At 55.7% G+C, this 12,475-nt stretch carries 15 protein-coding genes; 7 read left to right on the top strand and 8 right to left on the bottom strand.

Annotated features, from left to right (window positions below; all coding sequences use genetic code 11):
* The first annotated feature begins 230 nt into the window (after positions 1-230).
* The 6 genes from TH5_RS07540 to TH5_RS07565 are packed head-to-tail and all read left to right on the top strand — an operon-like array spanning position 231 to position 6,265.
* Positions 231-1,448, top strand: coding sequence for an amino acid ABC transporter substrate-binding protein (locus tag TH5_RS07540; protein WP_114121325.1), 1,218 nt, complete (start codon positions 231-233; stop codon positions 1,446-1,448).
* 27 nt (positions 1,449-1,475) lie between these two features.
* Positions 1,476-2,348, top strand: a complete 873-nt coding sequence (locus tag TH5_RS07545) for a branched-chain amino acid ABC transporter permease (RefSeq protein ID WP_114121326.1) — start codon at positions 1,476-1,478, stop codon at positions 2,346-2,348.
* A complete protein-coding gene (locus TH5_RS07550; protein ID WP_114121327.1) occupies positions 2,345-3,322 on the top strand; it encodes a branched-chain amino acid ABC transporter permease in 978 nt (325 codons plus the stop codon). Before TH5_RS07545 ends, TH5_RS07550 begins: the two co-directional genes overlap by 4 nt.
* Complete coding sequence (locus TH5_RS07555; protein ID WP_114121328.1) at positions 3,319-4,053, top strand: ABC transporter ATP-binding protein; 735 nt, start codon at positions 3,319-3,321, stop codon at positions 4,051-4,053. Before TH5_RS07550 ends, TH5_RS07555 begins: the two co-directional genes overlap by 4 nt.
* Positions 4,046-4,762 (top strand): ABC transporter ATP-binding protein, encoded by a 717-nt coding sequence (locus TH5_RS07560; RefSeq protein ID WP_114121329.1) that lies wholly within the window; start codon positions 4,046-4,048, stop codon positions 4,760-4,762. The genes TH5_RS07555 and TH5_RS07560 overlap by 8 nt, the downstream gene beginning before the upstream one ends.
* A 45-nt stretch (positions 4,763-4,807) precedes the next feature.
* Positions 4,808-6,265 carry an aldehyde dehydrogenase gene (locus TH5_RS07565; protein WP_114121330.1) on the top strand — a complete coding sequence of 486 codons (1,458 nt, stop codon included), beginning with the start codon at positions 4,808-4,810 and terminating at the stop codon, positions 6,263-6,265.
* A gap of 81 nt (positions 6,266-6,346) precedes the next feature.
* On the opposite strand, the gene TH5_RS07570 is transcribed toward TH5_RS07565, so the two are convergent.
* The 6 genes from TH5_RS07570 to TH5_RS07595 all read right to left on the bottom strand — a co-directional run bounded on the left by TH5_RS07570 (position 6,347) and on the right by TH5_RS07595 (position 11,110).
* Complete coding sequence (locus TH5_RS07570; RefSeq protein ID WP_114121331.1) at positions 6,347-6,829, bottom strand: YaiI/YqxD family protein; 483 nt, start codon at positions 6,827-6,829, stop codon at positions 6,347-6,349.
* Between the two features lie 38 nt (positions 6,830-6,867).
* A complete protein-coding gene (locus tag TH5_RS07575; protein WP_244204848.1) occupies positions 6,868-8,163 on the bottom strand; it encodes an MFS transporter in 1,296 nt (431 codons plus the stop codon).
* A 79-nt stretch (positions 8,164-8,242) separates the two neighbouring features.
* Positions 8,243-8,971: an amino acid ABC transporter ATP-binding protein gene (locus TH5_RS07580; protein WP_114121332.1), complete on the bottom strand. Its 729-nt coding sequence runs from the start codon at positions 8,969-8,971 to the stop codon at positions 8,243-8,245.
* Positions 8,958-9,611, bottom strand: coding sequence for an amino acid ABC transporter permease (locus TH5_RS07585; RefSeq protein WP_062952667.1), 654 nt, complete (start codon positions 9,609-9,611; stop codon positions 8,958-8,960). Before TH5_RS07585 ends, TH5_RS07580 begins: the two co-directional genes overlap by 14 nt.
* Positions 9,604-10,275 carry an amino acid ABC transporter permease gene (locus tag TH5_RS07590; protein ID WP_114121333.1) on the bottom strand — a complete coding sequence of 224 codons (672 nt, stop codon included), beginning with the start codon at positions 10,273-10,275 and terminating at the stop codon, positions 9,604-9,606. Before TH5_RS07590 ends, TH5_RS07585 begins: the two co-directional genes overlap by 8 nt.
* A gap of 52 nt (positions 10,276-10,327) precedes the next feature.
* Positions 10,328-11,110, bottom strand: coding sequence for a transporter substrate-binding domain-containing protein (locus TH5_RS07595; protein ID WP_114110974.1), 783 nt, complete (start codon positions 11,108-11,110; stop codon positions 10,328-10,330).
* 204 nt (positions 11,111-11,314) lie between these two features.
* Between TH5_RS07595 and TH5_RS07600 the strand changes: the two genes are divergently transcribed.
* The gene (locus tag TH5_RS07600; RefSeq protein ID WP_114121334.1) at positions 11,315-11,992 is read left to right on the top strand and encodes a FadR/GntR family transcriptional regulator; all 678 of its coding nucleotides are present in this window, start codon (positions 11,315-11,317) and stop codon (positions 11,990-11,992) included.
* 87 nt (positions 11,993-12,079) lie between these two features.
* On the opposite strand, the gene TH5_RS07605 is transcribed toward TH5_RS07600, so the two are convergent.
* The gene (locus TH5_RS07605; RefSeq protein ID WP_007090722.1) at positions 12,080-12,289 is read right to left on the bottom strand and encodes a cold-shock protein; all 210 of its coding nucleotides are present in this window, start codon (positions 12,287-12,289) and stop codon (positions 12,080-12,082) included.
* A 2-nt stretch (positions 12,290-12,291) separates the two neighbouring features.
* Positions 12,292-12,475: hypothetical protein (locus TH5_RS25780; RefSeq protein WP_208638416.1), on the bottom strand; the 184-nt coding region annotated here is incomplete at its 5' end.

Below are 12,475 nucleotides of genomic sequence, written 5' to 3' on the forward strand. Positions count from 1 at the left end.
ATTAGAGACATTCCAGCGCCTACTAGTATCGCGGTCAAGGAACCGTCAAAAATAACAAGATATATCGAATAATGCGTTTCCGTTATTTCGCACACGCGAAGAAACGGGCGGGAGGATACGCAAAAGATTTACTTTGAACATCAAAGTAGATGACAAATCTTTTATGCCTATCTTCCTGAAATAACGCCAAAGCGGGAAAACCGCCTCGATTAATCAGGAGGAAGAAAAGCATGCAGATTTCATCACGCCTGCGCCTTGCGACTCTTGCCGCGGCCACAACCGCCCTTATGAGCACGGCCGCCCTTTTCGGTGCACAGGCCCAGGAAACATATCGTATCGGTTATGCCATTTCGAAAACTGGGCCGGGTGCGCCGGGCGCAAACACCAGCACCATTCCAAACTACGAAATGTGGGCCAAAGAGATCAACGATGCAGGCGGGCTTAAAGTCGGTGATAAAATGATCCCGATCGAAGTCGTCGAATATGACGACCGGTCAAGTTCAGAAGAAGCCGTTCGCGCGGTTGAACGCCTGATCAATCAGGACAAGGTTGATTTTATCCTGTCACCGTGGGGGACGGGCCTTAACCTTGCGGTCGCACCGATCCTTGATCGCGCTGGCTATGCCCATCTGGCCGGGACCGCTGTGACGGACAAGGCCCCGCAACTGGCAAAACGCTGGACCAATTCATACTGGCTGTTAGGAACCGGGGAACAGTACGCTGTCGAAATGGTAAAGTTCCTTGAACAGCTTAAATCCGACGGCAAGATCAACGACAAGGTCGCGATGATCGCGGTTGCCGACGGTTTCGGCATCGAACTTTCCAATGCCGGCCGGGATGCCCTTGAAGAACGCGGGTTTGAACTGGTTTACGACAAAACCTATCCGCTGGGCTCACAGGATCTGGCAACCATCGTCAATGAAATAAAATCGCTGGGAGCGGATACCTTTGTCGCCTTCAGCTACCCACCCGGCACCCTTGGCCTGACCGAACAGGCGCGTGTCCTGCAATTCAATCCCAAGATTTTCTATGCCGGTGTCGGCACCGCCTTCCCGCTTTACAAGGACCGCTTTGGCGCCGATGCCGAGGGAGTTGTCAGTCTGGGCGGCGCCAGTGAAACCGATCCGAAAATTGCCAGTTACATCGAACGCCATGTGGCCTTTGCCGGACGCGAACCGGATCGCTGGGCATCGATTGTCAACTGGGCATCCCTGCAATCCTTGCAGCAGGCGATTGAACGTGCGGGCTCGACCGACCGCGAAGCCGTCAATGCCGAACTGGCAAAGGGCGGTTTCGATACCATCCTTGGCACTTATAAACCGGGCGACCAGAATTTCTGGCAGGTCGGTCAGTGGCAGGATGGCAAGTTTGTCGGTATCGCCCCGACCGATATGGAAGGCGCGCATGACCTTGTCTTCCCGAAACCGGACTGGAAGGGTGCGCAATAAGCGCACCCCGCCAATGGGAAGAATTGCATGTTAAGTTACGCAGTCTTTTCAGGGATCACCCTTGGCGGCATGTATGCCCTTGTCGCCATGGGCCTGACCCTGCAATACGGGGTTTCACGGATCATGAACCTCGCCTATGGCGAACTTGTGATCGTGGCCTCCTTCGCGGCCTTTGTTCTGATGACATCCGCCGGGATCAATCCGGTGATCGGCCTTCTCATCTTTATTCCGGCCTCCTTTGCGCTGAACTGGGCGATCTATCGCATTTTGCTAAGCCCGCTTGTCGCGCGCGCCAAAAACCGCGGCATGCTCGAAGTCGACAGCATCCTTGCGACCTTCGGCCTTCTGTTCATCGTGCAGGGCATTTTGCTGGTCTGGTTTGGCGGCAATTATTACAGCTATGACTTCATGAATGGCGCGGTCGATGTGTTTGGTGCGGCGATTGCGGCAAACCGTCTGGTTGCGCTGGGCTTTGCGCTGGTATTCGGGCTGGGCTTCTATCTGGTCCTGACCCGCACCCGAATGGGTACCGCCCTTCGTGCCGTTGCCGTCGACCCGCAATCCGCCCGACTTGTCGCCATCGATGTCAATTTCGCCGCCTGCTTCGCCTTTGCTCTTGGCGGCGCGATGGCAGCCGTCGGCGGCGTTCTGGTCAGCATGTTCCTGACCTTTTCGACCTCAATGGGTGTGGCCTTTACCATGAAGGCCCTGATCGTCGTGATCATGGGCGGGGTCGGCAATATGCTCGGCGCGCTTGTTGCCGGTCTGATCCTTGGCATCGCCGAGGCACTGGTGGCAACCTATATCGATCCGGGTCTAACGATTGCAGTCACCTATGTGATCTTCCTGCTGGTATTGCTTATCAAGCCTTCCGGCCTGTTCGGGAGGACCGTGTCATGATCAATTGCATTCTGAAACCCGATTTCATCAAACCGGTATTTCTTGGGGCAGTTATCTTTGCCGCGCTGGCATTCTTGCCGTCACTCGTTGACAGCTATTACATGTCGCTTGCCATCAGTATCGTCAGCTTTGCCGTTCTGGCAACCGCATGGTCTATGTTTTCCGGCCCGACACGCTATATCTCGCTTGCAACCGTCGTTTTCTTTGGTATCGGCGCATACACCGTCGCCGTCCTTGGCGAAGTCCTGCCCTTCCCGGTCGTTCTGGTCTGTGCGGCCCTTGCCGGAACCATGCTTGCCCTTCTGGTCGGGTTTTCGACCTTGCGGCTGGCGGGTGTCTATTTTGTGATCTTTACCTTTGGTCTGACCGAACTGGTCCGCCAGGTTGTCAGTTGGTACGAGGTAAATGTCACACGTGAAATGGGCCGATATATTTTTCTCGATATCACACAGAATGACATCTATTGGCAGCTCCTAACCCTGTTTGCCGTATTGCTTCTGACCGGTTTCATTCTTGGCCGGTCACGGCTTGGCTTTGCGCTGCGCATCATAGGCGAGGATGAAACGGTTGCCCGGCATTGCGGCATCAATGTCACCCGCGTGAAGGTTGCCCTGTTTGTCCTGTCCGCTGTGTTCATGACATTGACCGGTGCCATCATGGCGCCACGCTGGACCTATATCGATCCGGTGATTGCCTTTAACCCGATGCTGTCTTTTCAGGTGGTTATCATGGCGCTGCTTGGCGGTCCGCGCCGGTTGCTGGGTCCGCTTCTGGGGGTTATCCCTCTGACCCTGCTGTTTGAAGTCCTGACCGCGAACTTCCCCAACCATTTCAGCATCATGCTGGGCGTTACCTTCATGGTGATTGTCTATCTTCTGCCGGGCGGGGTGATCGGACTTTATGAAAAATACCGGACGCCCCAAAAGGCATCACCATCCAATGGCCATTCGAAAACAGAGGAGAAAACAGCATGAGTGCCAAAACTCTTCTTTCGATTTCCGGCCTGCATAAAGCATTCGGCGGCCTGATTGCCGTCAATCAAATGCGGTTCGATGTCCATGAAGGCGAAATCGTCGGCCTGCTCGGCCCGAATGGATCGGGCAAAACGACGGTGATGAACCTGATTTCAGGCGCCTTATCGCCCAACGAGGGCAAGGTTGTTCTGGCCGGACGCGATATCACAAGCCTTCCGGTCCATGCGATCAGCCATGCAGGGATCGCGCGTACCTTCCAGCTTGTGCGTATCCTGCACGACCTTGATTGTATCGAAAATATCGAAGCCGGACTTGCCTTCCGCCCCGGCCCGCTTTGGGGGGATGCGGCGAAATCGGCGGCCATCACTCTGCTGGACAGAATAGGCCTTGCCGATCACGCTCATACCTCCGCCGGTGATCTGACCTATATTGATCAGAAACGGCTTGAACTTGGCCGAGCCCTGGCGCTGCAACCCAAATTGCTGCTGCTTGATGAATGGCTCGCCGGGCTGAACCCGTCCGAACTTCAGGAAGGCATCTCCCTTGTCCGGAAGCTTAAATCCGAAGGACTGACCATCATCATGGTCGAACATGTGATGGATGCCATCCGAAGCCTGTGCGACCGCTGCGTAGTCATGAATGCCGGAACAAAAATCGCCGATGGTCCGCCCGAAACGGTGCTTTCCGACCCCGAAGTCATTCGCGCCTACCTGGGAGACAGCCATGCTTGAAGTCCATAAACTGTCTGTTTCCTATGGCAAACATACCGCACTTCGCGATGTATCATTGCGGGTTGATCGTGGCGAGATTGTTGTAATGCTGGGCGCCAATGGCGCAGGTAAAAGCAGTCTGCTGAAAGCCTGTGCCGGGCTGGTTGCCAAACATGAAAACACCGCCATCGCCCTTTCGGGCAAGGATCTGACCGATCTTGCCGCGCACAGGATTGTCGAGGCGGGCCTCGCCCTTGTGCCCGAGGGGCGTGGAATTTTCGGCGATCTGACGGTGCGTGAAAATCTGGAACTCGGTGCCTTTGCCAAACGGGCCCGGACAAGCGAAAAAGACAATCTGGAACGGGTCATGACCCTGTTCCCGAAACTGTCGGAACGCCTTGATCAGGATGCACGCACAATGTCGGGCGGCGAACAGCAGATGGTCGCCTTAGGGCGAGCCCTGATGTCCAATCCGGATATTCTGCTGCTTGATGAACCATCCCTTGGACTTTCCCCGATCATGACGGGCGATTTGTTCAAGGCGCTTGCAGCCATTCGAAACACCGGGGTCGGTGTGCTTCTGGTCGAACAGAACGCCCACCAGTCCCTTGCCATATCCGATCGGGGATATTTGATCGAGAACGGGGCCATTACCGGGCAGGATACTGCCTTAGCCCTGCAATCGGACCTAGCTGTGCAAAAGGCCTTTCTGGGCCTTGCCACCGCATAACGCCACCCACACAGCGCGGAAACTTGAGAAATCAGGAGAATCACCATGAATGAAGCCAAACTTTTGGTCGACAATGAAGGCGTCAATGCTTCGAACAACCGCACCTTCGAACGCAAAAATCCGGTCACTGGCGAGGTCGCAACCATCGCCGCTGCCGCAAGCCCCGCTGATGCGCGCAAGGCCGCAGATGCCGCCGCTGCCGCATTCCCGGAATGGTCAAAAATGGGTCCGGGCGCGCGTCGTAAAATCCTGCTAAAGGCCGCGGATATCATGGAATCCAAAGGCGACGATTTTGGTCGTCTCGTACTTGAAGAAACAGGCAGCACCCGCATGTGGGGTGGCTTCAACGCCCATCTGGCGGCCAATATGCTACGCGAAGCCGGTGCTATGACGACGCAGATTCAGGGCGACCTGATCCCGTCCGACACGCCGGGCCTGATGGCTATGGGCATTCGTCAGCCGGTTGGTGTAGTTCTGGGTATTGCGCCCTGGAATGCACCGGTCATCCTTGGCACGCGCGCGATTGCCATGCCGCTTGCCTGCGGTAACACCGTGGTGCTGAAGGCATCCGAATTGTGTCCGGCCCTGCATCGCCTCATCGGTGAATGTCTGGTCGAGGCAGGCGCCCCCGCCGGTGTCGTCAATGTCGTGACCAACGCCCCCGAAGACGCCCCGGAAATCGTAGAAACCCTGATCGCCCATCCGGCGGTGCGCCGCATCAACTTTACCGGCTCAACCCGGGTTGGTCGCATCATCGCCAAGCTGGGCGCAGAACATCTTAAACCGGTTCTGCTTGAACTGGGTGGCAAGGCACCGTTCCTCGTGCTTGACGATGCCGACATTGACGAAGCCGTCAATGGTGCCGCATTCGGGGCCTATATGAATCAGGGCCAGATTTGCATGTCGACCGAACGCCTGATCGTTGACAATGCGGTTGCCGATGATTTCGTTGCCAAACTGGCCGCCAAGGCCAAAACGCTGACCGCCGGCGACCCGGCAAAGGCCGAACATATTCTCGGCGGTGTCGTGAATGTCGAGGCCGTCAACCGGATCGAAGAACTGGTTGAGGATGCCGTCTCCAAGGGTGCCAAACTGGTCGCCGGTTCCGGCAAGGCGCGTGATGGCGTTCTGATGGATGCGACGCTTCTGGATCACGTCACCCCCGCCATGCGGATTTATGCCGAGGAAAGCTTTGGCCCGGTCTGTGTCGTCATCCGTGCCGGTAACGAAGACGAAGCGGTCCGCATCGCTAATGACAGTGAATATGGTCTGTCATCGGCCGTCTTTTCCACCAACATCCCGCGCGCGATGGAAGTTGCCAAACGGATCGAAAGCGGCATCTGTCACATCAACAGCCCGACCGTACAGGACGAAGCCCAGATGCCGTTTGGCGGTGTAAAAGCCAGCGGCTATGGCCGGTTCGGATCGCAGGCATCGATTGATGAATTCACCGAAATGCGCTGGATCACCATCCAAAGCGGCAAACGCCACTATCCGTTCTAGGAACACCAGGTTCCGCAGGGGGGAAGCCCGGTCGCTCTCCCTCAGATGATCGGCCGGGACCTGTGGCAGGCCGCCTTGCGCTTAACCGCGCAGGGCGGCCTGTATCGTTACTTCCAGCATATTGGCAAATTTCGACCGGTCCTTTTGGGTAAAGCCCGCATTGCGGCCCTGCTCGCCGGTAACTTCGCGCATATGGGCCGCAATTTCACGCCCCGCCAGCGCATTGCCGATATTCGCCTCGGTAAATTCCTGACCATTCGGGCGCAAGACACGCGCACCGATTTCAAGCCCCCGCGATGCCAGCGGAATATCGTTGGTTACGATCACGTCGTTCTTGACGGCGTTTTCGGCAATCCAGTCATCGGCCGCATCGGGTTCCGGCGGGACAATCACGATCCGTATCAATGGATTGCGCGACGGACGGATCCCGCCATTGGATACCATGATCATTTCCAGACGATGGCGCTCGGCCACGCGTTCGCATTCCGCCTTCACCGGGCAGGCATCCGCATCGACAAGGATGCGCGGCCGCATCGCCGCTTTATTTGATGTATTTTCAGACATGGCGCGATAATCGTCAGGCAAACGACAAAGTCAAGCCGTCACGCGATTGTTGGCGTTTCATGTGCCGCCTTGGCATCCTTCATCACCATCAAAACAATTCCCCCAACCAGCGCAAAACCACCCGCTACCAGAACGGTTGCCTGAAAGGAATACCACGTCGCGATAAAGCCGGTGGCAAGATTGGCGACAAGGCCACCGATGAACAGGGTGCTGACATAATAACTGGTTGCGACACCGGGGCGATCAGGGGCGAAGTTTTGAACAAATGTCATGCTGATCCCAGCAAAGATGCCGTAATAAATCCCGTCAAGGGCCCCAAGCACCAGCACATCGGCAAGGCTGGTCGCGTTATAGATCAGCCCGAAGAAGATCGCGGCAAGCACGGCGGCCAGTATCATACCGCCGCGCTCGCCGATCTTTCTGATCAGATGCGCGCAGTAATAAATCACCACCACCTCGACAAAACATTTCACCGTCAGGGCAAAGCCAGCCGCCGATGCGATCAGCCCCAGTTCCGTCGTGAAATAAAGCGGCATTGCGGTTACGAAAACAACATTCCCCGCCCCGATGAAAAACACCGGCACACAGGCCAGCAACAATCCGAAATTGAACGGGATTTTCTTGCCCGTAACAAGCGATCCGGGATGATGGGTTTTGAAAGCCGCCGGGACGATAAACAAACACACGACAAACCATACCGCCCCAAGGGTCGCGATGCTGTAATAGGTCACCGTAAAGCCGAACGCGCCAAACAGCGATAATGACGCCGCCGGACCAACCATCCAGCCAAGCGATGTCTGCATCCTCAGAAACCCGTTAAATTTGACAACGTCGCGCCCGGTCTGCTCGGCAAACAGTCGCCCAAACGAATACATCACCGACAGCGCACCGGATCCGACACCAAGCAGGATCGAAGCAAAGCAAAGATAAACCCAGTAAATCTGAAACGTCGCAAGGATCGCCATACCGCTGGCAAAAAAGACAATACTGGTGATCAGAAGCGCCTTGATCGGCACCGCACGGTCAATCGCACGGCCAAATGCCCGGTTGGTCAGAAGGGTTACGACAACCTGAACGATCGCCACCATGCTGACCTTCCATGGCGGCTCCCCCATGCCTTCGATGACATAAAGCCCGCCAAGTGGCGCTGCCGAGGACGACGTAAACGCCCCCATCAAAAGCAGGCCCAGCACCAGAAACGGATAGCGATCGAGAAAGGCGGTTACGCCAGATACCGGCCGAAGATTTCCGCTTTCAGGATGTCCGTCATCCTGTGCCGTACCGGTCTGATCGCGCAATTTCGTGCCCTCGCCCTCATCAAAAGCCCAAAGCACGTTTTAGATGATCAACTGCCGATAGGAAACATCCCTAATTGCAAAGCTGTGAAATTGTCACAATCCGGGCACGGCGCGTTTAGGCAAGCCCGCCAACAAAGCTGGCAAGTTCCGAGGTTTTCGGATTGGCAAAAACCTCTTCTGGTGCACCGCTTTCATGAATACGGCCCTGATCCATGAACACCAGCTTATCGCACACCTCGCGCGCAAACCGCATTTCATGGGTCACCATCACCAATGTCATGCCTTCCTCGGCAAGCTGGCGGACCACAGCCAGAACCTCGTTCACCAGTTCGGGATCAAGGGCCGATGTCACCTCGTCACACAGCAACACACGCGGCTTCATGGCAAGGGCACGTGCAATCGCCACGCGCTGCTGCTGCCCGCCCGAAAGCTGATCGGGATAATGCATCATCTTGTCGGCAAGCCCGACCTTTGCCAGCATTTCCTCGGCCACTTCTTTGGCTTCGGCCTTTGACTGTTTTTTCACGACCTGCGGCGACAGCATGACGTTTTCAAGCGCGGTGTAATGCGGGAACAGATTGAACTGCTGAAACACCATGCCAACGTTAAGCCGAAGCGTAAGCACATCCGTATCGCGGTCACCAACCTTCTTGCCCGCCACCATGATCGTCCCGTCATTGATGGTTTCAAGGCCGTTGATGGTGCGCAAAAGCGTGCTTTTGCCAGATCCGCTTTTCCCGATCAGGGCAATCACCTGCCCTTCCTCGATCTTAAGATCAATGCCTTTAAGGACTTCAAGCTCGCCAAAGCTTTTGTGGATAGCGTGCAGTTCAACGAGCGACATGACGAAGTTTTCCTTCCAGATGGCGGGCATAAAGCGAAAGCGGGAAACAGATCAGGAAATACATGACGGCCACACAGCCATAGACCGTAAAGGGCGCATAGGTCGCGTTGGTGATCATGGTTCCGGCCTTGGTCAGCTCAACAAAACCGATGATCGAAGCAACGGCTGTCCCCTTGACCACCTGCACCGAAAAGCCGACCGTCGGCGGCACCGCAATGCGAAGCGCCTGCGGCAGAATGATATAACGCATCTGCTGACGGAAATTCATGCCAAGGCTTGCCGATGCTTCCCATTGGCCAAGCCCGATGGATTCAACGCAACCGCGCCAGATTTCGGTCAGAAACGCACTGGTAAACAGCGTTAACCCCAGCATCGCCGCGATCCAGGGCGACACATCAATCCCGATCAATGGCAGACCAAAGAAAACAATGAATAGCTGCATCAAAAGCGGCGTGCCCTGAAACAGTTCGACATAACCGCGCACCAATCGCATCACCCACGGATTACCCGCAGTTCGAACCATCAAAAGCAAAAGCCCGACAATCCCGCCCAGCACAAACGCCGTAAGCGACAGCAACACCGTCCAGCGCGCGGCCAGCAGCAGGTTATAAACAATATCCCAGAGGGTAAATTCAGACATGACTGCGCCGTTCAAACAGGAAGTTACCGAATATCTTCAAAACCCAGCGCAGCAGAACCGACATCGCCAGATAAAGCGCCGTCGCCACGAAATAGACCTCAAAAGCACGGAAATTGACGGCCTGGATATAGTTCGCCGCAAAGGTCAGCTCCTCGGCCGCGATCTGCGAACAGACCGACGAACCCAGCATGACGATCACGATCTGACTTGAAAGAGCCGGCCAGATTTTCTTGAGCGCGGGTCGGATAATGACATAGCGGAAAATCTGCACCCGGTTCATCGCAAGACTTTGGGCGGCCTCAATCTGCCCCTTGGGGATCGCAAGGATACCCGCCCGGATGATTTCGGTCGAATAGGCCCCAAGATTGACAATCATCGCCAGAACGGCGGCCTGAAATTCACTTAGCTTCACGCCAAGCGCCGGAAGCCCGAAAAAGATAAAGAACAGCTGCACCAGAAACGGCGTATTGCGGATCAGTTCCACATATATGCCGACGATCTGGCTGATGACGGGGGCACGCGATGCGCGCGCCCACGCCCCCAAAGTTCCCAGACTGACGCCGACCACGGCCCCAATGACGGTCAGTTCGGTTGTCAGAACAACCCCATCAAGCAGCAATTCCCAATGGGGAACGATTGCACCGAAATCGAATTTATAAGCCATTGAAACCAAGCAATCCGGTCAGTGGTGAAGCCGTCAGGCAATCAAGTCAGGATCAGAGCTTTTCCGGCAACGGAATTCCAAGCCACTTTTCGGCAATCGCGTTCAGACGGCCATCGGCAATCGATGCCGCAATGATCTCGTTGACCTTGGCTTTGAATGCTTCCTCTTCCTTGTTCAGCCCCACATAGCAAGGCGAGTTCTTAATCAGGAATTTCGGTTCCGGCTTGCGCGGCGGGTTGCGTTCGATGATCGCCGCCGCCGTAACGTTACCTGTCGCAATCAGGTCAACCTGGCCCGAAAGAAAGGCCGAAATCGTCCCGTTATTATCCTCATAACGTTTGATTTCCAGATCCGCCGGGGCAATCTTGGTCAGCTCCAGATCTTCAATCGCGCCACGCGTCACGCCAACCGAATGCCCTGCAAGGTCTTCGGCACCTTTAACCGCAATATCAGCCGGGCCGAAAACGCCGTTATAGAACGGTGCATAAGGATCGGTGAAATCAATCACCTTTTCACGGTCCGGGTTTTTGCCAAGACTGGAAATCACCAGATCGACCTTGCCGGTGGTCAGATACGGGATGCGGTTGCTTGATGCGACCGGTACCAGTTCAAGCTTCACGCCAAGGTCATCTGCAATGAGCGCCGCCATATCGATGTCATAACCCTTGGGCTGCATGTCCGCACCCACGGTGCCAAACGGCGGAAAGTCCTGCGGCACGGCGACTTTCAAAACGCCGGCTTCCTTGATGGTATCAAGCGCGCCTGCCGATGCACCGGCCAGCGGGGCCGCAATCATGGCAATCGCGGCGATGGTTGATTTCAGAAATTTGTTCATTTGCCTCTACCCGTATGAAAGTGGATTATTAGACTTATTTTTAATCTGCATAAAATAACTGCATAAAATTTATGCTATTGTCCATGGATAAATTTCGCACTTGCGAAAAATTACAAGCTGATTAAAGCTATAACCCTTAAATATATTGGATTTTTGTGTTGGATAAATTTTGGCACCACTGGTCAGACCAGTTATGGAAACCGCATGTCACGCATTGAAACCACCCCGGAACGCGCCGCGCGCGCCATTCGCAACCTGATTAAAAGCAACGACTTAGGACCCGGCGACTCTTTACCGGCCCAGCGCGAACTGGCCACAACCCTTGGCATCAGCCGCGCCAGCCTGCGCGAGGCGCTCGCAACACTCGAAGCCATGGGACTGATCCGGGTTCAGGCCGGCAAGGGTGCCTATGTCGCAGATCCGCATGATGGATTACCACGCGATGACAATCAGAAACGCCAGGCCGCACAGGTCTATCAGTTCCGCCTTGCGATCGAACCCTATGTCGCGGGCCTTGCCGCACAGGCCCGCACGCGTGATCATCTGATCGCCCTTCAACACAGCATCGATGACATGCAGGCCGCGTTCGAAACCGACGACCTGATTACGGCCGCCAATGCCGATACCGAATTTCATGAAATCCTGCTGTCCGCCTCGGGCAATCCACTATTTGCCGCCGCGATCTTTCCGACAGCGCAAACCATCCATGAAAACCAGATGCTACCCTTTGCCAATGCGGCGGCAATCAAGGCCCCTCTTCGCGAACATGAACAGATTTTGCGCTATGTGCGCGACCGCAATCCATCTGGCGCACGCGATGCCATGCATTTTCATGTGCTTAGTGCGGCGACGCGAGCCAATATCGCCTTCCTGCGTCCGTAAAAGACGACATGCAAAACAAAACCCCCACCCGGTTTCCCGGATGGGGGTTTCGCAAATCAGCGCCTTCGCAAGCGAAGGCAAACCGAATTAGGCAGCGGTCAGATCGTCAGCCGAAACGCGACCCGAACGGGAGTCGGTGCGCAGTTCGTAGTTGATCTTGTCGCCTTCCTGCGGGTGGTTCATGCCAGCGCGTTCAACGGCGCTGATGTGCAGGAACACGTCATTTCCGCCTTCGTCCGGCTGAATGAAACCAAAGCCTTTGGTTGCGTTGAACCATTTAACGGTACCAGTTGCCATCTTTAAATCTCCTTTAGAGTGTCGATTGGCGTTACGGTGCATCCCGCGTGGATGCACCAATCAGTTTGGAAATCTGCCTCAGGCGGTTTCGCGCCTGCTGCGGTTTCCGGAATTGTTTTCAGAACGGCGCTCACCATTCGGGCGTGCGCCCGGGCGAGCACCAACTGGCTTGCCGGGGCGCGCACG

Source organism: Thalassospira xianhensis MCCC 1A02616 (genome assembly GCF_003326475.1).
Taxonomy (GTDB): domain Bacteria; phylum Pseudomonadota; class Alphaproteobacteria; order Rhodospirillales; family Thalassospiraceae; genus Thalassospira; species Thalassospira xianhensis.

Bases quoted from the DNA above. Each gene is read 5' to 3' on its own strand.
- TH5_RS07550 (WP_114121327.1), top strand. From the start codon at position 2,345: ATGATCAATTGCATTCTGAAACCCGATTTCATCAAACCGGTATTTCTT.
- TH5_RS07605 (WP_007090722.1), bottom strand. From the start codon at position 12,289: ATGGCAACTGGTACCGTTAAATGGTTCAACGCAACCAAAGGCTTTGGT.
- TH5_RS07545 (WP_114121326.1), top strand. From the start codon at position 1,476: ATGTTAAGTTACGCAGTCTTTTCAGGGATCACCCTTGGCGGCATGTAT.
- TH5_RS07580 (WP_114121332.1), bottom strand. From the start codon at position 8,971: ATGTCGCTCGTTGAACTGCACGCTATCCACAAAAGCTTTGGCGAGCTT.
- TH5_RS07570 (WP_114121331.1), bottom strand. From the start codon at position 6,829: ATGTCTGAAAATACATCAAATAAAGCGGCGATGCGGCCGCGCATCCTT.
- TH5_RS07555 (WP_114121328.1), top strand. From the start codon at position 3,319: ATGAGTGCCAAAACTCTTCTTTCGATTTCCGGCCTGCATAAAGCATTC.
- TH5_RS07600 (WP_114121334.1), top strand. From the start codon at position 11,315: ATGTCACGCATTGAAACCACCCCGGAACGCGCCGCGCGCGCCATTCGC.
- TH5_RS07540 (WP_114121325.1), top strand. From the start codon at position 231: ATGCAGATTTCATCACGCCTGCGCCTTGCGACTCTTGCCGCGGCCACA.
- TH5_RS07590 (WP_114121333.1), bottom strand. From the start codon at position 10,275: ATGGCTTATAAATTCGATTTCGGTGCAATCGTTCCCCATTGGGAATTG.
- TH5_RS07560 (WP_114121329.1), top strand. From the start codon at position 4,046: ATGCTTGAAGTCCATAAACTGTCTGTTTCCTATGGCAAACATACCGCA.
- TH5_RS07585 (WP_062952667.1), bottom strand. From the start codon at position 9,611: ATGTCTGAATTTACCCTCTGGGATATTGTTTATAACCTGCTGCTGGCC.
- TH5_RS07595 (WP_114110974.1), bottom strand. From the start codon at position 11,110: ATGAACAAATTTCTGAAATCAACCATCGCCGCGATTGCCATGATTGCG.
- TH5_RS07565 (WP_114121330.1), top strand. From the start codon at position 4,808: ATGAATGAAGCCAAACTTTTGGTCGACAATGAAGGCGTCAATGCTTCG.